Origin of the sequence: Heyndrickxia coagulans DSM 1 = ATCC 7050 (genome assembly GCF_000290615.1) — a bacterium.
Classification (GTDB): Bacteria; Bacillota; Bacilli; order Bacillales; family Bacillaceae_C; genus Weizmannia; species Weizmannia coagulans.
On record NZ_ALAS01000057.1, the window covers coordinates 43,461 to 61,757 of the forward strand.

At 48.6% G+C, this 18,297-nt stretch carries 19 protein-coding genes; 5 read left to right on the forward strand and 14 right to left on the reverse strand.

The features are described 5' to 3' along the window. Nucleotides 1-126 precede the first annotated feature (126 nt). The gene (locus IC21_RS02040; protein ID WP_029141729.1) at nucleotides 127-1,074 is read left to right on the forward strand and encodes a COX15/CtaA family protein; all 948 of its coding nucleotides are present in this window, start codon (nucleotides 127-129) and stop codon (nucleotides 1,072-1,074) included. Between the two features lie 177 nt (nucleotides 1,075-1,251). Here the strand turns inward: IC21_RS02040 and IC21_RS02045 are convergent, their stop codons facing one another. Beyond that, the gene (locus tag IC21_RS02045; RefSeq protein WP_029141728.1) at nucleotides 1,252-2,469 is read right to left on the reverse strand and encodes an FtsW/RodA/SpoVE family cell cycle protein; all 1,218 of its coding nucleotides are present in this window, start codon (nucleotides 2,467-2,469) and stop codon (nucleotides 1,252-1,254) included. A 178-nt stretch (nucleotides 2,470-2,647) separates the two neighbouring features. Next, the gene (locus IC21_RS02050; protein ID WP_013858935.1) at nucleotides 2,648-2,929 is read right to left on the reverse strand and encodes an Fpa/YlaN family protein; all 282 of its coding nucleotides are present in this window, start codon (nucleotides 2,927-2,929) and stop codon (nucleotides 2,648-2,650) included. 490 nt (nucleotides 2,930-3,419) lie between these two features. Here IC21_RS02050 and IC21_RS02055 point away from each other — a divergent pair, with 490 nt between their 5' ends. Then, on the forward strand, nucleotides 3,420-3,911 hold the full coding sequence (locus IC21_RS02055; protein WP_029141368.1) for a peptidylprolyl isomerase: 492 nt from the start codon (nucleotides 3,420-3,422) through the stop codon (nucleotides 3,909-3,911). A 63-nt stretch (nucleotides 3,912-3,974) separates the two neighbouring features. Here the strand turns inward: IC21_RS02055 and IC21_RS02060 are convergent, their stop codons facing one another. From IC21_RS02060 to typA, 3 genes are all read right to left on the reverse strand, one after another. Continuing rightward, nucleotides 3,975-5,303 (reverse strand): PhoH family protein, encoded by a 1,329-nt coding sequence (locus IC21_RS02060; RefSeq protein WP_029141727.1) that lies wholly within the window; start codon nucleotides 5,301-5,303, stop codon nucleotides 3,975-3,977. Between the two features lie 188 nt (nucleotides 5,304-5,491). Further along, nucleotides 5,492-5,824 (reverse strand): YlaH-like family protein, encoded by a 333-nt coding sequence (locus tag IC21_RS02065; protein WP_029141726.1) that lies wholly within the window; start codon nucleotides 5,822-5,824, stop codon nucleotides 5,492-5,494. A gap of 64 nt (nucleotides 5,825-5,888) precedes the next feature. After that, on the reverse strand, nucleotides 5,889-7,733 hold the full coding sequence (typA, locus tag IC21_RS02070) for a translational GTPase TypA (RefSeq protein ID WP_029141725.1): 1,845 nt from the start codon (nucleotides 7,731-7,733) through the stop codon (nucleotides 5,889-5,891). Between the two features lie 124 nt (nucleotides 7,734-7,857). Between typA and IC21_RS02075 the strand changes: the two genes are divergently transcribed. Next, on the forward strand, nucleotides 7,858-8,043 hold the full coding sequence (locus tag IC21_RS02075; RefSeq protein ID WP_013858930.1) for a YlaF family protein: 186 nt from the start codon (nucleotides 7,858-7,860) through the stop codon (nucleotides 8,041-8,043). A gap of 12 nt (nucleotides 8,044-8,055) precedes the next feature. Here the strand turns inward: IC21_RS02075 and IC21_RS02080 are convergent, their stop codons facing one another. Together IC21_RS02080 and IC21_RS02085 are read right to left on the reverse strand one after the other, a co-directional pair. Continuing rightward, nucleotides 8,056-8,850 carry an inositol monophosphatase family protein gene (locus tag IC21_RS02080; protein WP_029141724.1) on the reverse strand — a complete coding sequence of 265 codons (795 nt, stop codon included), beginning with the start codon at nucleotides 8,848-8,850 and terminating at the stop codon, nucleotides 8,056-8,058. A gap of 204 nt (nucleotides 8,851-9,054) precedes the next feature. Continuing rightward, entirely contained in the window at nucleotides 9,055-9,249 is a 195-nt protein-coding gene (locus IC21_RS02085; protein ID WP_019721921.1) for a YkzI domain-containing protein, read from the reverse strand. A 199-nt stretch (nucleotides 9,250-9,448) separates the two neighbouring features. Here IC21_RS02085 and IC21_RS02090 point away from each other — a divergent pair, with 199 nt between their 5' ends. Beyond that, a complete protein-coding gene (locus IC21_RS02090; RefSeq protein WP_013858927.1) occupies nucleotides 9,449-10,069 on the forward strand; it encodes a DUF1054 domain-containing protein in 621 nt (206 codons plus the stop codon). Nucleotides 10,070-10,190: 121 nt separating this feature from the next. Here the strand turns inward: IC21_RS02090 and IC21_RS02095 are convergent, their stop codons facing one another. Further along, complete coding sequence (locus tag IC21_RS02095; protein ID WP_013858925.1) at nucleotides 10,191-10,478, reverse strand: UPF0223 family protein; 288 nt, start codon at nucleotides 10,476-10,478, stop codon at nucleotides 10,191-10,193. A gap of 328 nt (nucleotides 10,479-10,806) precedes the next feature. Between IC21_RS02095 and IC21_RS02100 the strand changes: the two genes are divergently transcribed. Further along, on the forward strand, nucleotides 10,807-12,276 hold the full coding sequence (locus IC21_RS02100) for an aminotransferase class I/II-fold pyridoxal phosphate-dependent enzyme (RefSeq protein WP_029141723.1): 1,470 nt from the start codon (nucleotides 10,807-10,809) through the stop codon (nucleotides 12,274-12,276). A gap of 128 nt (nucleotides 12,277-12,404) precedes the next feature. Here IC21_RS02100 and IC21_RS17645 read toward each other — a convergent pair whose 3' ends face one another. The 6 genes from IC21_RS17645 to pdhA all read right to left on the reverse strand — a co-directional run bounded on the left by IC21_RS17645 (nucleotide 12,405) and on the right by pdhA (nucleotide 18,006). Next, complete coding sequence (locus IC21_RS17645; RefSeq protein WP_371836564.1) at nucleotides 12,405-12,605, reverse strand: GapA-binding peptide SR1P; 201 nt, start codon at nucleotides 12,603-12,605, stop codon at nucleotides 12,405-12,407. A 50-nt stretch (nucleotides 12,606-12,655) separates the two neighbouring features. Then, the gene (locus IC21_RS02105) at nucleotides 12,656-12,898 is read right to left on the reverse strand and encodes a hypothetical protein (protein WP_029141722.1); all 243 of its coding nucleotides are present in this window, start codon (nucleotides 12,896-12,898) and stop codon (nucleotides 12,656-12,658) included. A gap of 187 nt (nucleotides 12,899-13,085) precedes the next feature. Beyond that, entirely contained in the window at nucleotides 13,086-14,498 is a 1,413-nt protein-coding gene (gene lpdA, locus IC21_RS02110; protein WP_029141721.1) for a dihydrolipoyl dehydrogenase, read from the reverse strand. Between the two features lie 4 nt (nucleotides 14,499-14,502). Continuing rightward, on the reverse strand, nucleotides 14,503-15,801 hold the full coding sequence (locus IC21_RS02115) for a dihydrolipoamide acetyltransferase family protein (RefSeq protein WP_029141720.1): 1,299 nt from the start codon (nucleotides 15,799-15,801) through the stop codon (nucleotides 14,503-14,505). A gap of 117 nt (nucleotides 15,802-15,918) precedes the next feature. Beyond that, nucleotides 15,919-16,896, reverse strand: coding sequence for an alpha-ketoacid dehydrogenase subunit beta (locus tag IC21_RS02120; RefSeq protein WP_029141719.1), 978 nt, complete (start codon nucleotides 16,894-16,896; stop codon nucleotides 15,919-15,921). A 3-nt stretch (nucleotides 16,897-16,899) separates the two neighbouring features. Further along, nucleotides 16,900-18,006 (reverse strand): pyruvate dehydrogenase (acetyl-transferring) E1 component subunit alpha, encoded by a 1,107-nt coding sequence (pdhA, locus tag IC21_RS02125; protein WP_029141718.1) that lies wholly within the window; start codon nucleotides 18,004-18,006, stop codon nucleotides 16,900-16,902. Nucleotides 18,007-18,297: the final 291 nt, after the last annotated feature.

Genomic DNA, 18,297 nt, shown 5'->3' on the forward strand with positions numbered 1-18,297 from the left:
GATAGTTGGAAGTACCTTGCCGAACGGATTTTCTACTATATGAACGGTTGCAATAATGCGGGACTGTATGTTGCATTTGCGGCTGCTGATACATGTTTACAAATGAGATTAAAGAAGGTGGAACAATTGCGCACAACTTTAAAATGGCTCGGGGTAGTGACAACTTTATCGATGATGGTGGTTTTAATTGGCGGGGCACTTGTCACCAATACCGGTTCAAGCCTTGGCTGCGGCCGCCAATGGCCGCTTTGCAACGGCAAAATTTTTCCTGATCCGCTCACTGTCGAGTCGCTGATCGAGTGGCTGCACAGATTTTGTACGGGCATCGCATCGTTTCTTGTCTTTGCGCTTGCCATTTGGTCATGGTTTGCAATCGGCCATAAAAAAGAAACGAAATTTTTATCCATTATTTCCGTCATTTTTCTGCTTTTGCAGGCATTTCTCGGCATGGCGGCAGTCGTCTGGGGTTCATCCGATCTTGTGATGGCGCTCCATTTCGGCGTCTCTCTCATTTCGTTTGCGTCCGTGCTGATGCTGACTTTGATGGTATTTGAATGGGACCAGAAATTTGACGCAGGCAGGCTTGTCCTTGAAAAAAGCATGAAACGGCATACGATCGGCGTGACCGTTTACAGCTTTATCGTCGTCTATACGGGCGCGCTTGTCCGCCATATGAACGCAAGCCTTGTTTGCCGGGATTTCCCATTTTGTGTGAACAGCGACCCTTCCCTGCCCGGAAACCGGTACGAATGGGTGCAGATGGGCCACCGGACGGCGGCACTCCTCATCTTTGTCTGGATTGCTTATATCACCTTTAGAGCCGTAAGACATTATCAAAACCAGCTTGTCATTTACTGGGGATGGATCATTTCGTTCGTGCTTGTCTGCCTGCAGGCTGCCTCAGGCGCCATGGTCGTTTTTACGAGGATGAATCTTACTTTCACCCTCCTGCACGCATTTTTCATTTCCTGCCTGTTCGGCGTGTTATGTTATTTGAACCTTGTTGTCGGGAGAGTAAAACAATTTGCCAAAAGCAAAGACAGCCTTCCGCTGAAAAAAGCCCGGGTCCGCTGAGTTCCGAAAAAACAATAGTGCCGCCTGTTGCGGCCTGAAAAATAAAAAAGCTGTCCTGTTGCAAAACAAGGCAGAAAAGGGCTTACGCAAGATAAGCAGAAAAGGCGCAAGGCATAAAACCTTGCGCCTTTTCTTTTAGCCTCTGCTTTATCTCTGCCGCGCGCCTGTTTTTTTTCGTTACGGCCTTGAATAGACCTGATACGGCCTCCGGTTTGCATCATCCGCTTCCTGCGGCTTTTCCTGTTTGTGTTTATACTTTTCCTCATACTTTGTAAACATGCCCACATTAACCAGAATGCCGAGTGAAAGGGACAAAATCAGAAGCGATGAACCGCCGTAGCTGATAAACGGCAATGTCACCCCCGTAATTGGAATCAGGCCGCAGACGCCGCCCAGATTGATAAATGTTTGGATGGCAATCATGCCGGAAATTCCGATGGCAAGCAGGCTTCCGAACTGGTCTTTTGAATGGATGCCGATATATATGCCGCGCAGCACAAGGTAGCAGAGCCCGCCGATTACAAACAAGACGCCAAAAGCCCCGAGTTCTTCGGCAATAATGGCCATAATAAAATCGGTATGGGGCTCCGGAAGATAACCGAGTTTTTGAATGCTTTGCCCGAGGCCCTGCCCTTTCAGCCCGCCTGACCCAATCGCAATATAGGAGTTTACGAGCTGGAGGCCTTCCCCGCCTTCGTTCTGAAACGGATCCAAATAGCCTGTAAACCGCGCGATCTTAACCGGCGTAAAGATTTTATCCTTTTCCAGAAAAAGAAATGGCGACAGCAGGACGGCAAATGCAAGCCCGAGCCCTGCCAGCTTCAGCATGGTTTTCAGGCGCATGCCGGATGCAATGATGATCGTGCAGCCAATCCCGAAAATAATGGTCGCCGTCCCGATATCCGGCTGGATCGCAACCAGGAAACAAACAACGATAAGGAAGATCAGCGGCGGGACAACCCCTTTGTTGAAGATGTCAATGTATGCCTGTTTCTTGGCATACACGGCGGACAGGTAAATAATAATCGCAACCTTCACAAATTCCGATGGCTGCACGGAACTGGAACCGAGCCGGAACCAGCTTTGCGCGTTGTTCGATGTATGGCCGAAAATAAACAGCGCCAAAAGCCCGAACATCGACCCGCACATCAGCAATGCAAGGAATTTTTTGCTCGCGTATAGTTTATACGGGAGAAAAGCCGTGACGGTAAACGCAAGGAGAGCAAGGGCCAAATTGATTTTCTGCTTGTTGTAAAAATAGGCGCTGTCCATCCCGTAACGCTGCACTGCAATCACCATGCTGGAACTGTAAATCATTACCAAACCGAATAAGCAAAGAAGCAGGTAGACAATGATGACCGAGTAGTCGAATGATTTTAAGATTTTTTTCAGCATAGAAACCTTCCAATCCGTAAAAACTGCAACATTCTTGATAAAAAATATTCTACCGTTTTAAAAAAACTCCTGCCGTTATTTTTAAATTATAACATCTTTTTCGCCGGCCGCCATTGCCTTTGCCTTTTTCAAGCAATAAAAAACTCAAACAACCGGAACATCGTTTGAGTTTTCAACATCATTTTTTTATATATGCATCATGCAAAAGGGACAGTTCCTGTTCAAGCGAATCAAGAAGCCGCTTTCCGTCACCGGCATCCACTAAGCCGAGCCGGACCGCAAAATCTATTTCACGGGATAAACCAAACATTTGTGTATCCAACACTTCCTCATATAAAGGGCATTGGGGCATCGTTAAGTTATCCATTTGAACCTGAATTAATTTTAATATCTTTTCTGCGTCCGCCTTGAGCAGGCTGTATGCTTTTTCCCGGTGGTTCACCTTTGTTTCAGACGCCAAATTGATCCCCCCGTTCACATATCAATCTAATTAAAAATTGTACCTTTAAAACCGTGATTTTGCAAGTTATACGAAATGCGGAGGGCGCTTGCCCGTCGGCGTATGAATTTCATAGTCCCCGAACTGAGATTGAGTGAAACTGCAATCATCAAGGCCAAGGCCTTGATGATTGCAAGTTGAACCAATCGGACATTTACGGGCAGTTGACCCCCGCTTAGCCAATTGTGCCATATTTTCATTATACTTGTGGAGGGGGGCTTACTGCCCGTTAATGTGGGATAAAGGAAGCACGGTGAGCCGCAGGCGAACCGATGCTGACTTATCGTAGGGGAGGGGACTGGAAATTCATTAGCCGACAGCGCCCGCGGCTGGACAAAGAAATGCGGAGGGCGCTTGCCCGTCGGCCGGGCTGTTTTTATACGCTTTCAAGTGACACGGGCAGCCGTAAAAGGTATAATGCTGTATAGACGGACAGAAAGGGGCCACAATGATGATTATGCAAATAAAGGGAAAAGTGAAGTTTCCGATTACACTTGATGTCGGCACTTGGATATTTGATGACCGGAAAATCGATCTTGATACATATTTCGACGAAGAAAAGCAGGAAACCAGCCAGGAAGAAGCCTACTTAAAGAAAACCGGCAAATATTTTGATAAAGCCATGGCAGAAGGGGCTGATCCGCAGGCTGCTGTAAGGACAAAGCCAAAGTTTAAACGGCACCATCTAAAAACCGGGACATTTGGCATTCCGGTCGGCCTGTTCATCCAAAATGCGGAGCCGCTGGAAGATGCGGAAAAAATCGTGTTTGAAACAAAGAACGGGCCTGTCGCTTATCCGCTTGAAATGGCCGGCCATTTAATTGCTGCCTTTTCTTTTAAAGGAGAAGCGCTGAAAGAAGACGGCCCGCTTCACATTTTATTAGATGACGGTTCAAACCGGGAAAACCCGGTCAAATATGTAACCGGTATCCGCATTGAATAATCCCGGATGCCGGGGGCAGCGCTAAAACATCCTGAGGCGGCTGCTCCCGGTTTTTTCATGCCCTTACAACAGGTCTGCCGCGATTTGCGCGAGTTTTGAGCGCTCGCCCTTTAGCAGCTTCACATGTCCGGCAAGCGGCACATCTTTAAACTTCTCAACGACGTACGTCAGCCCGTTATTGTAAGCATCCAAATACGGATGGTCAATTTGTTCCGGATCCCCCATTAACACGATTTTACTCTGCTCCCCTACCCTTGTTAAAATCGTCTTTACTTCATGCTTGGATAAATTTTGCGCCTCATCAATAATGATATATTGCCCCGGGATGCTGCGCCCGCGGATATAAGTTAGCGCCTCTACCTCAATCGAACTCATGCCGGAGAGAATCCCGTCAATTTCCCCTGCTTTCTTCGTATTAAACAAAAACTCAAGATTATCGTAGATGGGCTGCATCCACGGCCGCAGCTTTTCCTGCTTTTCTCCTGGCAAATAGCCGATATCTTTGCCAAACGGGACAATCGGCCGCGCGACCAAAAGCTTTTTATAATCATGTAAATCCTCCGTCTGCATCAGGCCTGCAGCAAGGGCAAGCAATGTTTTGCCCGTTCCCGCTTTCCCGGTCAGGGTGACAAGCGGAATATCAGGGCGCAGCAAAAGTTCCATCGCCATCCACTGCTGGGCGTTTCTCGGCTTGATTCCCCAGACAGCATCCTGCACGTTAAAAAGTTTCCTCACCGTCTTTCCCGCCTGGTCCACAATGCCAATGGCGGAAGCCGAGCTGCCGAGCGCATCTTTCAAAATCAAAAATTGGTTCGGGTAGAACGGATGATTGGCAATTTCACTCAGCGCCAGTTCCTGCTTTTCATAAAACCGTTTCAATAAATCGGGGCCGATATACATTTCCATTTGCCCGGTATAAAGATGGTCGAGGCTTACGACACGGTCGTTTAAAAAATCCTCCGCCAACAGGCCGAGTGCGTCCGCCTTCACCCGGACAAGCGCATCTTTGCTGACGAGAATTACCGGGCGGCCATTTTCTTTTCTCTCTTCTTCTAGCGATAGATTTTTCGCAACCGCGAGGATCCGGTTGTCATTTGTTTTTTCCGCGAAAATATCCTGCAGCTGGTGAAATGAGCGGTGATTCAGCTCAATTCTGAGCACGCCGCCGTTTTCAAGCGGGATTTTCTCATGCAGTTTTCCGGCTTTCCGGAAACCGTCCATTAATTTGGATACCTGGCGCGCATTTCTGCCGATTTCGTCCATATTTCGTTTTTTGGAATCCACTTCTTCCAGTACAACAGCCGGTATGACAATTTCATTATCTTCAAAAGAAAAGATGGCATATGGATCCTGGAGCAATACATTGGTATCCAAGACGTATATTTTCTTCAAATCGATGCCCCCTGCTTCACTTGGATTATGTTATTTTATGTGAGCGCGGTGTGACCTGTTCATACCTGGGATTGGACAAAGGACCAAGCACTGCTAAAGTATATGTACGGGCAAGTCCGATTAGAATCATTGCGCGCGTCCGGGGCTTTTTGTGACGCAAAAAAAAGCTTCCGGGGGCCGGAAGCGTGCTACATTGGAAAACGTCCCTTTTTTTCAGTTTTTTTATGCTGGTACAGGCGGATTTTGTAAACGCCAAGCACAACAGCCGCTAAACAGAGTGATTCCCCTACAGGCAAAAAGATTGCAAAAAACGTGAGCAGCGTGCATCCCATAAGGAGCAGCACATAAATGACAGCAGATTTCAGAGCCGGCAATTTTCTCGCAAATCCGAGCCGGTAGACAATGACCGAGAGAACGACGATGGTGAGATACAAGAGCCACATCCCCGGTTCCGGGTTTTCATCCACTTTGTACAATGCCGCAAAAAATGACAATTGGTGGTGAACCGCCTCGCTTGTCATCCTATCTCCCCTTTTCCCCTTTGAATAGATGAAAGAACAGGGTCATGCCGGCCCTATTCTTTGTTTATGCATTTTCTGCTGCTTTTGCCCGTTTCTGCGCTTTTTCGCGCTCGCTCTTATTCAGGATTTTTTTGCGCAGCCGGATCGATTCCGGCGTCACTTCGCAATATTCGTCATCGTTCAGGTATTCGAGCGCCTGTTCCAGCGACATGATACGCGGCTTTTTGATGACCGCCGTCTGATCTTTTGTTGCCGAGCGGACGTTTGTCGCGTGTTTTGCTTTCGTAATATTGACGGCAATATCATTTTCACGGGAGTTTTCCCCGACGATCATGCCTTCATAAATGTCCGTGCCCGGCTCAACAAACAGCGTGCCGCGGTCTTCCACCTGCATCATGCCGTATGTCGTGGCTTTGCCCGTTTCCATGGAGACGAGAACGCCGTTTCTGCGGCCGCCGACGCGTCCTGGCTGCATCGGCTGGTAGGAATCAAACGTATGGTTTAAAATGCCGTAGCCTCTTGTGAGCGTCATAAATTCGGTCGTATAGCCGATCAATCCGCGGGCCGGGACATTGAAAATCAGGCGGACTTGTCCATTGCCGTTATTGATCATATCGAGCATTTCGCCTTTCCGAGAACCGAGCGACTCAATAATCGAACCGGTATATTCTTCCGGCGTATCGATTTGGACGCGTTCCACCGGTTCGCATTTGACGCCGTCGATTTCTTTAATGATCACTTTCGGCTTTGAAACCTGCAGTTCAAACCCTTCGCGGCGCATATTTTCAATTAAAATGGATAAATGCAGTTCCCCCCGCCCGGACACAACCCATGCATCCGGAGAGTCAGTGTTTTCAACGCGCAAGCTGACATCCGTCTGCAGCTGCGAACGGAGCCGTTCTTCAATTTTCCGCGCCGTCACAAATTTTCCTTCACGGCCGGCAAACGGGCTGTTATTGACGAGGAAAGTCATTTGCAAAGTCGGCTCATCAATGCGGAGCGGCGTCAGCGCTTCCTGGTGTTCAACCGGGCAGACCGTTTCCCCGACATTGATGTCTTCCATTCCGGACACCGCAATCAAATCCCCGGCATATGCTTCCTCGATTTCTTCCCGTTTCAGCCCGAAGAAACCGAACATTTTGGTGACACGGAACTGCTTGACGCTGCCGTCCAGCTTCATCAATGCCACCTGCTGGCCGACATGCATTTTCCCGCGGAAAACGCGGCCGATGCCGATCCGCCCGACATAATCGTTGTAATCAAGCAGCGCAACCTGGAACTGGAGCGGTTCTTCGCGGTTGTCGACAGGCGCCGGAATATGTTCGATAATCGTATCAAACAGCACCTTCATATTTCCTTCCTGTTTGGCCGGATCCGGATCGAGGCTTGCCGTACCGTTGATGGCGGAAGCATACACAACTGGAAATTCCAGCTGTTCATCATTGGCATCCAGTTCAATAAATAATTCAAGCACTTCATCGACCACTTCTTCAGGGCGTGCAAAATCGCGGTCAATTTTGTTTACGACCACAATCGGCGTCAGGTTTTGTTCCAGCGCTTTTTTCAGCACGAAACGCGTCTGCGGCATACAGCCTTCATAGGCATCCACCACAAGCAAGACCCCGTCCACCATTTTCATAATCCGTTCGACTTCGCCGCCAAAGTCGGCATGTCCCGGAGTATCCAAAATATTGATTTTCTTATCTTTATAATGAACTGCCGTGTTTTTGGCAAGAATCGTAATGCCTCTTTCCCGTTCCAGATCATTGGAGTCCATTGCACGTTCTTCAACATGCTCATTGGCACGGAAAGTACCGGACTGCTTCAGCAGCTGGTCCACAAGCGTCGTCTTCCCATGGTCTACGTGCGCGATAATGGCAATGTTGCGTAAATCTTCTCTTCTTTTCAAAAACATTTCCTCCTGCCTAAACGCAAATCTATGTTAGTCTATACCTTTAACTAAAATATTATAACACAATGCTGGCTTTATTAAAACATTTTCGGTAAAATAAGGGGAAAGGGAGGTTCACCGTATGCGGGAAATCAAATGGGTATTTGTGTTCTTTTCACTGGCCGCATTCCTTTCGATGTGCGGCATCGGCGTTGCGATCGGCGCCCAAAGCGTTGCCGGGATTCTCGGCTGCACCGCGCTTCTCATTGCCATTATGGGGTTCGGCTTTAAAACAAAGAAAAAAATGCGTGAAGAGGGGAAACTGTGAGCCCCTCTTTTCTTATTCCCACCCTTTTAAATACCGCTTCAAAATTTCCTCATGCAGCCCGGGCCTGCCGGCAAACACAGAACTGTTTCCGAGCATATCGAGCGGGCGCCCGTAAACGTCCGTCACAACGCCGCCCACTTCTTCCACGATCACTTTCCCGGCGGCAAAATCCCAAGGTGACAAGCGCATCGTAATATAAGCATCAAGCCTTCCCATTGCTACATAAGCAAGCTCCAGCGCTGCCGACCCGTAACTCCTTGTGCCGCGCACATCCCTGACCAGCGCCGCCAGACGGGCCGGGTCGATACCCCTGTTTTCCACCATACAATACGGGTTCAGTGCAAGGATCGTATCCTCGAGCCTGTTTTGCGCAAGCAGCGGAATCCGTTCCCCGTTGAAATAAGCCCCCTTGCCCTTTTCTGCAAAATACATTTCTTTCCGGACGACATCATAAATATAGCCTAGTTTGCCTTCTCCGTTCTCGTAGACCCCAATTGAAATCATGAAATTGACTTTTTGGTGGACAAAATTGACCGTCCCGTCAATCGGATCCACAATCCAGACGATGCCTTCCATATTCCGGATGTCTTCGCCGAAGCCTTCTTCACCCAAAATGTGGTGATCCGGGAAGATTGTCCGGATTTTGCCGATTAAAAATTGTTCTGTTTCCTTATCAATATTGGTCACCAGATCATTGCGGTCCGATTTTGTTTCAATTTGCAGCGGTTTTTGCGAAGCAAGAATCCGCTCGCCCGCTTCCCTGATCCACCGGACGGCATATGTATTGATTTCTTCCCATCTGTCCATAGCCGGACCCTCCATCTTTCCAAATCATTTCCCTTAAGCGTAAAGGAAATGAAGATAATTATCAAGTTTTGGGAACGCATTCGGCATCGTTTTCCGGCAGCGGGTTTTGCCTGCAAACATGGACCTCTGCTGCACAAAAACGAACCCCCATCTGTCCGATACAGGGAGTCCGCTTTTTACGACATCCTGCCTTTTTGTTTTCCATTACATGGCTTTCATTTTCAGCAGTTCTTCACGGATTTTTTCCAGACGCTTAATCGACTGTCCTTTTTGCTCTTCATCTTTCATTTCCATCGCTTCATACAACGTAGCCAGTTCGTAATCCAGTTCCATGCGCAAGACTGCAATCCGTTTTCTTTCATAAGGTTTTCTTTTCACCGAAGGGATTACCTGTTTCATTTTTCTTCACATCCTCCTGGGGTAATGATATGAATTTTCTGATATTATCTTTATATATATTATGTTCAATCATCACTGATGTAACAAAATTGTGTGTATACCTATTTTTACCCTCCGGCTTTTATTTGTTAAACCTCCCTTATGGATGATAAAATATGAATATCCATCCCCATGGTTCATACAGAACGGAGGTGAACAAATGGGCATCACCGCTTTTACCGGACAGGATTTTGACGTTTTCCGGATTGAGGGCCTCGACCAGCGGATGGAACAGCTGAAATCAACCGTCCGCCCGAAACTTGAAACATTGGGGGAATACTTTTCGCCGGTTTTGTCGGTTTTGACCGGTGAAGAAATATTTTATCATGTTGCCAAACACGCCCGCCGTACCGTCAATCCGCCGAAAGATACGTGGGTGGCTTTTTCCCCCGGCAAGCGCGGCTACAAAATGCTTCCCCATTTTCAAATTGGGCTGTGGGAAGACCGGCTCTTCATCGTCACGGCCATCATGAATGAGTGCCCGCAAAAAGCGTCCATCGGAAAAAAACTCGAAAAGAAAATTGATCCGATTTTAGAAAATATGCCTGGCCATTACATTTGGTCGGATGATCATACAAAACCGGGCGGCATCCGCACTGACCGTATGAATCACCATACGCTAAAGGAGTTTTTCAGACGGATGCAGGTTGTAAAAAAAGCCGAATTGCTTTGCGGGCTGGATATCCCGCGGGAAGAAGCAGCCGGCATGTCCCCGGATGAACTGGCCAAAACGATCGAGGACGTCTTTGTACATGTATTACCCATCTACAAAATGGCCTAAACAGAACGCGGAAGGGAAAAAGCGCGCCGGAACACGGCGCGCTTTTTCTCCTGTGCCAAGTCGTATTTGCAGGCAACTTAAAAGCAGCATCGGCGGGTGATGCTGCTTTCTTTCCGTGCCGCTAACCGCGCGATCCGGTTTCATGCATTTTAATGACCGGGCCCTGTTCTTCCTTCATTTTCTTGACGGCCCGGTACGGGGAGTAGCCGCTCGCTTCTTCAAATTCATTGCATATATTCCGCTCATCGGCTTTCCCGGGGACGATTTCTTTAAAACGGCGGTACCTGGCAAGCAGCACGTCCCGGTTGACCCCTTTTTCATATGCTTCTTCCACCGCTTCGAAAAATTGGACGGCATCGATGACTTCCTGTGTCGACCAGTCAGCTGAAATCGGATATGGATATTCCATCCAAACCACCTCGCTTTTCTTCAGTATACCCGTTCTATTTTACCTGAATCGCTTCCGCCCGGGCAATCATGCCGCAATCCGCCGGAATACAAGGGGGCTGCTATCCGTTTTAAAGAACGGTTTGCCCACGGCTTTCTTCCGCCTGTACACTCACCGTCTAGCTTCCCCTCATTTCTCCATGCTTTATGCGCTTTATCTTTTTCCATCGCCCGCTTCCGGCTTGTTTTTTCCCTGTGCAAAGAAAAACTATTTAAAAACCGCGGCTGGAATGCTATAATCCATCTTGTTTTTCTTCAAAAGCCAGTAATGAGATAAAGAGGTGGAATGATTGTCACAGTATCACACGCCATTATACACCGGGCTACTCCGGCATATTGAACGAAATCCCGTCCAATTCCATATTCCCGGCCATAAAACCGGGCGCGGGATGGATCCTGATTTTCGCAAATTCATCGGCGACAATGTATTAAAACTGGATTTAATTAATATCGAGCCGCTCGATGATCTTCACCAGCCCCACGGCATGATCGAGGAGGCGCAGAAGCTTGCCGCGGAAGCATTCGGGGCGGATGCTACGTTTTTTTCCGTACAAGGGACGAGCGGCGCAATTATGGCCATGGTGATGAGCGTCTGCGGGCCGGGCGATAAAATCATCGTGCCGCGCAATGTCCATAAATCGGTGATGTCTGCGATTGTGTTTTCCGGCGCCGTGCCCGTTTTTATCCACCCGGAAGTGGATCAGGTGCTTGGCATTTCACACGGCATTACACCGGCATCCGTTTCCAAAGCGCTCAAGCAACATCCCGATGCAAAAGCCGTCCTGGTCATTAATCCGACCTATTACGGCATTTCCGCTGATTTGAAAAGTATTGTGGATATATCCCATGCCTATCATGTCCCGGTGCTGGTGGACGAGGCACACGGCGTCCATATTCATTTTGACGATGAACTGCCGGTTTCCGCCATGCAGGCCGGCGCGGATATGGCCGCAACGAGCGTCCACAAGCTTGGCGGATCGCTGACACAAAGTTCGATCTTGAATCTGAAAGAAGGGCTTGTATCGAAGAAACGTGTTCAAAGCATTTTCAGCATGCTGACGACCACGTCCACTTCCTACATTTTACTGGCTTCGCTCGATGTCGCCCGAAAAAGGATTGCAACAGAGGGAAGCACGATCATCAAGGAAACAACCCGCCTTGCGCAAAAAACACGGGAGCGTATAAACGAAATCGATCATTTATATTGCGCCGGAAGCGAGATTCTCCAAACGAAAGCGACTTATGATTACGATCCGGCGAAGCTGATCATCTCTGTAAAAGATTTGGGGATCACCGGCCACGATGCGGAAAAATGGCTGCGTGAAACCTACCATATAGAAGTGGAACTCTCTGATTTGTATAATATTCTTTGCATTGTGACGCCCGGGGATACAGAAACGGAACTGGATTTGCTCGTTGAGGCTTTACACAGCTTGTCCGAAACCTTCTCGCATTTGTCCGGCAAAGTGGGGGTGAAAGTGATGCTTCCCGAAATCCCATCGCTTGCCCTCTCGCCGCGTGATGCCTTTTATGCCGAGACGGAATCCGTTCCGCTTTCCAGTTCTGCCGGCAGGATTATTGCCGAGTTTGTCATGGTCTATCCGCCGGGCATTCCGATTTTTATCCCGGGGGAAATCATTACGGAAGAAAACATTGCCTATATCCGGAAAAACATCGAAGCCGGCCTTCCCGTACAGGGGCCTGAAGACGAAACATTGCAAACGATCCGCGTCATTAAAGAACATCATGCCATTCAATAAGTTTGAAAAAGCAGGCGGGGCCTCCCCGCCTGCTTTTTTATCCCATAACGCAAAAAAAAAGCCGGGCAACAAGCCGGCTGAGAGAAAATGGACGCATGCATTGAAAAATCAAGTGCTACACTTCAGGACTATTCTTCTTCGTGTTTACATTGGTCACACGTTGAGTAAAGCACGGATACTTTTTCTTCCTCAACGTGGTCAATCATGGCATCGCATGATTGGCAAACAATGATTCCCATCCGATTTTCCTCCCCTTTGCGAGTTTTGTAACCGCTTGTAACATTATAATATGTCATACTGGAGAAAAAATCAAGGATTTTGTATAACATAATTTAAATTGTGTTATACAATTGAAAGTGGGGGTCATTTTGTGGTTGTTTTAGAAAATCAGTTTTGAAAAAGACATTTCCGCAAGCCCGTATGCAGCGAGACTCAACACCGTTACTACAGATGCAGCCCGGAGCGAATGCACAATTGATTTTGCCAGAGCAAAGGCAATGAATAAAAAGATAATGAACAGGGCGGCGGTAAAAATAGCCGGATCGTGTCCGGATAGCCACGCTGCCAGTTTAAAACCGCTCCATATCATGATCTGGAATAAAAATGCCACCGTACATTTCATTGTCCCACCTGCACCTTTCATTATAATTCAAAATATGCACGCGGTTTCGCCGTTATAACCCTGCCTGCCAGCGCGGAAAAAATCTGTCCCATATGCAGCTGTTACTGTTATAGCCTTAAAGCGGCGCCTTTAAACGGAAAAAGGCTTCACGCCGGGGCAGCCTTCCCGGTGTGAAGCCTTTGAATCATTATTTTAAAATATGGACTGGGGTGCCGAGTGCCGCTTCGGCCGCTTCCATCGTAATTTCCCCTAATGTCGGGTGGGCATGGATCGTCAGCGCGATATCTTCCGCTGTCATGCCCGCCTCGATTGCGAGGCCGATTTCCGAAATAATATCGGAAGCGCTGATCCCGACGATTTGGCCACCAATCAACAGCCCGTCCTCTTTGCGTGTAATCAGTTTGACGAAACCTTCGCCGGCTTCAAGGGCAAGTGCCCGCCCGTTCGCACCGTACGGAAATTTGCCGACTGCATAATCAATGCCCTCTTCTTTTGCCTGCTGTTCTGTATAGCCGACCGTTGCCAGTTCCGGATCAGAAAAGACAATGACCGGAATGCCGAGGTAATCCACTTCGGCCGGCTGCCCGGAAATGGCTTCGGCCGCAATCTTCCCTTCATAGGAGGCTTTGTGGGCAAGCTGCGGGCCCGGGACAATATCACCGATGGCATAAATATTCGGCACGCTTGTCCGGCACTGTTTATCCACTTCGATAATGCCTCTGTCTGTCATCTTTAAATTCAACTGTTCAAGGCCGAGTTCATCTGTGTTTGGACGGCGCCCGACCGTAACCAGCACATAATCGCCTTCCACTTTTTGTTCCTGGCCTTTTGCTTCATACGTGACAACTACGCCGTTTTCCTTCTCTTCCACGCCTTTTGCCATCGCTTCCGTGATAATTTCGACACCCCGTTTTTTTAGCTTGCGGACAACGAGGGAGGTCATTTGTTTTTCAAACGCGCCGCCGATAATGTCTTTTGCCCCTTCCAAAATCGTTACTTTCGCCCCGAATTTTGCATAGGCTGTCCCGAGTTCCATTCCGATGACGCCGCCGCCGATAATGACGAGTTTTTCCGGAATTTCCTTCAAACTCAGCGCGCCGGTTGAATCAATGACGCGTTCTGAAAATTTGAAGGAAGGGATTTCAATCGGTCGCGAACCGGTTGCGAGAATCGCATTTTTAAACGTATAGGTTTGCGCTGATTTCTCGTCCATTACACGAAGCGTATGGTCATCGACAAAATAGGCTTCCCCGCGGACGATGTCAATTTTGTTGCCTTTTAACAGGCTTTCTACGCCTCCGGTCAGTTTTTTCACGACGCCGGATTTCCATTCCTGCACTTTCCCAAAATCAATTTTTGCATTTTCAACGGCAATGCCGAGCGCCTCGGATTCCGTTGCGTATTCATAGCGGTGCGCCGCCGAAATGAGCGCTTTTGAAGGAATGCATCCTACATTTAAGCAAACCCCGCCGATAAACTGCTTTTCAACGATCGTCACTTTTTGGCCGAGCTGGGCTGCCCGGATGGCCGCGACATATCCGCCAGGCCCTGCGCCGATTACAATTGTGTCGGTTTCAATTGGAAAATCTCCTACAACCATCAGATTACGCCTCCATTAATAAAAGTTCTGGATCATGCAACAAACGTTTGATATGATTTAACGCATTTTGTGCGGTGGCACCATCGATGATACGGTGGTCAAAACTGAGCGACAACGCCAGTACAGGCGCTGCAACAATTTCACCGTTTTTAACGACCGGCTTTTCTGCAATCCGGCCGATTCCTAAAATAGCCACTTCCGGACGGTTGATAACCGGTGTAAACCATTGCCCGCCGGCGGAACCGATATTGGAAATCGTAATGGAAGCGCCTTTCATTTCGTTCGGGGCAAGCTTTCCATCTCTTGCTTTTTCAGCCAGTTCATTAATTTCTTTGGAAACCGCAAATACCGGTTTGCGGTCGGCGTGTTTGACGACCGGCACAAGCAAGCCGCGCTCCGTATCAGCGGCAATCCCGATATTGTAATAATGCTTATGGATGATTTCATTCGTTTCATCATCAATCGAACTATTTAAAACCGGGTATTCCCGCAGCGTGCTGACGAGCGCTTTTACGACATATGGCAGGAAAGTCAGTTTGATGCCTTTTTCTGCCGCGATCTCTTTGAATTTTTTCCGGTGCGCGACCAGTGCCGTCACATCGACATCATCCATCAGCGTAACATGCGGCGCGGTTTGTTTCGAGTTGACCATCGCTTTTGCAATCGCTTTGCGGATGCCGCTCATCGGTTCGCGTGTTTCAGGGAATTCCCCTTCAGGCACAGCATCTTGGGAATCAGGCGCCTGTGCTTCGGTTTTGCCGGCTTCCGTTTCCGTCTGCTGTGGCCCGTTCACATACGCATCGATATCTTCGCGGAGCACGCGGCCGTTTTTTCCGGTTCCGGACACAAGCCGGATATCGACGCCTTTTTCACGGGCATATTTCCGCACGGATGGCATCGCGATCACGCGGCGATCCGCGGATTCGGATCCGTGTTCTGCTTCTTTTTCAGCAGGCTTGGCAGTTTCAGCTGTTTCCTGTTTTGCCGGTTCCGGTTTTGCACTTTCTGCTGCTTCTTCTTTCTGATCGTGCCCATGGTCCCCTTTAAATTGAAGATTTTCATATCCGGGCGCATCGAATTTTACAAGGACATCACCGACAACTGCGACGCTTCCTTCGTCAATAAGAATTTCTTCAACGGTCCCTTCCACAGGGGACGGAATTTCGACAACCGATTTGTCATTTTGCACTTCACAGAGCACGTCGTCTTCCGAAACTTTATCGCCCGGTTTAATAAACCATTTTACAATTTCGCCTTCATGGATCCCTTCGCCGATATCCGGCAGCCTGAATTCAAATGACAAGGTGTTCACGCTCCTTTTTTCAAAATGCGCCCCATTCAAGGTGCAGCAAAAACTCGATTGGAATGTATCCCGGTTCAGCGCGCCGCCATAACCCTCTTACTTACGGCAAAAACCGGTTTAGAATGTCAATGCCTCTTTTGCTTTTTCCAAAATATCTTTATAGGTCGGAATCCAAACGCCTTCCGCCTGCGAGAACGGATAAACGGTATCCGGGGCCGTTACACGCAATACCGGCGCTTCCAGGCTAAAAATCGCGCGTTCGTTGATTTCCGCAACAACGTTTGCCGCAACGCCGGCCTGGCGCTGTGCTTCCTGGACGACAATGGCGCGGTTTGTTTTTTCCACAGACGCCACAATCGTTTCCACATCAAGCGGGCTGACTGTGCGGAGATCAACCACTTCTGCGGAGTATCCTTCTTTTCCAAGTTCATCCGCTGCTTTCAATGATTCATGGACCATTGCGCCGTAAGCGATAATCGAAATATCTTTTCCTTCCCGTTTTACATCTGCTTTTCCGAGCGGAATCGTATATTCTTCTTCCGGCACTTCTTCCCGGAAAGAACGGTACAGTTTCATATGTTCGAGGAAAACGACCGGGTCATTGTCCCGGATCGCGGAGATCAGCAGCCCTTTCGCATCATAAGGCGTGGACGGAATCACAACTTTGATGCCCGGTGTTTGCGCCATGAGTCCTTCGAGGCTGTCCGCATGCATTTCCGGCGTATGCACGCCCCCGCCGAAAGGAGCGCGTATTGTAATCGGCATTTTCAAATCCCCGCCGGTGCGGAACCGGTATCTCGCCATCTGGCCGTGGATTGAATCCATGGTTTCAAAAACAAAACCGAAAAACTGGATTTCAGGAACCGGCCGGAAACCCTGGAGCGCAAGCCCGATGGCAAGCCCGTTGATGCCGGATTCGGCGAGCGGCGTATCAAAGACGCGGTCTTTGCCGAACTCTTTTTGCAGCCCTTCCGTTGCCCGGAAGACGCCGCCGTTTACGCCGACATCTTCACCGAATACCAAAACATTTTCATCATTTTTTAACTCGGTCCTGAGCGCATCCGTAATTGCCTGTATCATCGTTAATTGGGCCATGGCTTATTTCGACTCCTTTGCTTGGTAAAATTCGTATTGTTCCTTTAAGGTTTGCGGAAGTTCTTCGTACATCACGGAGATCAGATCCGTCACTTTCTGTTTCGGCGCGCTATCCGCTTTCTTAATGGCAGCTTTAATATCTTCTTTCGCCTGTTCGATTGTTCCATTTTCCTGCTCTTCGCTCCACAGGTTTTTCTGTTCCAGAAACTTGCGAAAACGGACAAGTGGATCTTTTCTCGCCCATTCATTGTCAAGGTCTTCCGTACGGTAACGTGTCGGGTCGTCCCCGCTCATTGTATGCGGGCCGAAACGGTAGCAGATCGTTTCAATCAGGGAAGGCCCTTCGCCAGCGAGAGCGCGTTCGCGTGCGCGTTTTACCGCCGCATATACACTAAGCGGGTCCATACCGTCCACCACAATTCCCGGGATGCCTGCAGCCACCGCTTTTTGCGCCAGTGTTTTGGCCGCGGTTTGCACGGAGCGCGGCGTTGAAATCGCGAACTGGTTGTTTTGGACAATAAAAACAGCCGGGGCTTTAAAGGCGCCCGCAAAGTTGATGCCTTCGTAAAAGTCCCCTTGTGAACTGCCGCCGTCCCCTGTATACGTCACTGCAACGGCCTTTTTGCCGCGTTTTTTAATGCCGAGCGCAACGCCGGCAGTCTGCACATACTGGGCGCCGATAATGATTTGCGGCGGGAGGATGTTCAATTTTTCAATGCCTTTCATCCCGTCCACATGCCCGCGCGACCATAAAAATGCCTGTTCAAGCGGAAGGCCATGCCAAATCAGCTGCGGCACATCGCGGTATCCCGGGAGAATGAAGTCCTCTTTTTCAAGTGCAAAATGGGAAGCAATCTGGGAAGCTTCCTGGCCGGCAGTCGGTGCGTAAAACCCGAGGCGGCCCTGGCGGTTCAGGGAGATGGACCGCTGATCAAGAATGCGGGTATATACCATTCTCCGCATCATTTCCTGAAGCTGTTCATCCGTTAAATCAGGCATGAGGGAATCGTTTACAATTTTCCCTTCTTCATTTAAAATTTGGACTGTTTCAAATCTTTCTTCAATGTCATGAAGCGTCTTTACTTCATCAAACTTTGTGCGTGAAGCCATCCCGTTCACCAATCCTTTCTTTATCCGCATATATGAAGATACAATTTCGCCGATTTTAAAAAATGTGTGTTTACAGCAGAAACCGACAATTCCTTCAAGTAACCGCAATCATTTTTGACCTGCCAAAAATGCGCTGTATCAATGAAAAAGCGGAAGTGACTAATACAACACTATATTCAACATATATAGAGTACATGAAAAATAAAAAAGCGTCAATTATAAACGCTTTTTCTATCCAATATTTTTCTAATATACCGAATCATTCTGTTTGGAAAAACTGTATCAATGTGT

Excerpts from the sequence above, each read along its gene's own strand:
- IC21_RS02045 (WP_029141728.1), bottom strand. The coding sequence starts at position 2,469 with ATGCTGAAAAAAATCTTAAAATCATTCGACTACTCGGTCATCATTGTC.
- IC21_RS02055 (WP_029141368.1), top strand. The coding sequence starts at position 3,420 with ATGATTATGCAAATAAAGGGAAAAGTGAAGTTTCCGATTACACTTGAT.
- IC21_RS02065 (WP_029141726.1), bottom strand. The coding sequence starts at position 5,824 with ATGACAAGCGAGGCGGTTCACCACCAATTGTCATTTTTTGCGGCATTG.
- IC21_RS02075 (WP_013858930.1), top strand. The coding sequence starts at position 7,858 with ATGCGGGAAATCAAATGGGTATTTGTGTTCTTTTCACTGGCCGCATTC.
- IC21_RS02080 (WP_029141724.1), bottom strand. The coding sequence starts at position 8,850 with ATGGACAGATGGGAAGAAATCAATACATATGCCGTCCGGTGGATCAGG.
- IC21_RS02085 (WP_019721921.1), bottom strand. The coding sequence starts at position 9,249 with ATGAAACAGGTAATCCCTTCGGTGAAAAGAAAACCTTATGAAAGAAAA.
- IC21_RS02090 (WP_013858927.1), top strand. The coding sequence starts at position 9,449 with ATGGGCATCACCGCTTTTACCGGACAGGATTTTGACGTTTTCCGGATT.
- IC21_RS02095 (WP_013858925.1), bottom strand. The coding sequence starts at position 10,478 with ATGGAATATCCATATCCGATTTCAGCTGACTGGTCGACACAGGAAGTC.
- IC21_RS17645 (WP_371836564.1), bottom strand. The coding sequence starts at position 12,605 with ATGTTATACAAAATCCTTGATTTTTTCTCCAGTATGACATATTATAAT.
- IC21_RS02105 (WP_029141722.1), bottom strand. The coding sequence starts at position 12,898 with ATGAAATGTACGGTGGCATTTTTATTCCAGATCATGATATGGAGCGGT.
- lpdA (WP_029141721.1), bottom strand. The coding sequence starts at position 14,498 with ATGGTTGTAGGAGATTTTCCAATTGAAACCGACACAATTGTAATCGGC.
- IC21_RS02120 (WP_029141719.1), bottom strand. The coding sequence starts at position 16,896 with ATGGCCCAATTAACGATGATACAGGCAATTACGGATGCGCTCAGGACC.
- pdhA (WP_029141718.1), bottom strand. The coding sequence starts at position 18,006 with ATGGCTTCACGCACAAAGTTTGATGAAGTAAAGACGCTTCATGACATT.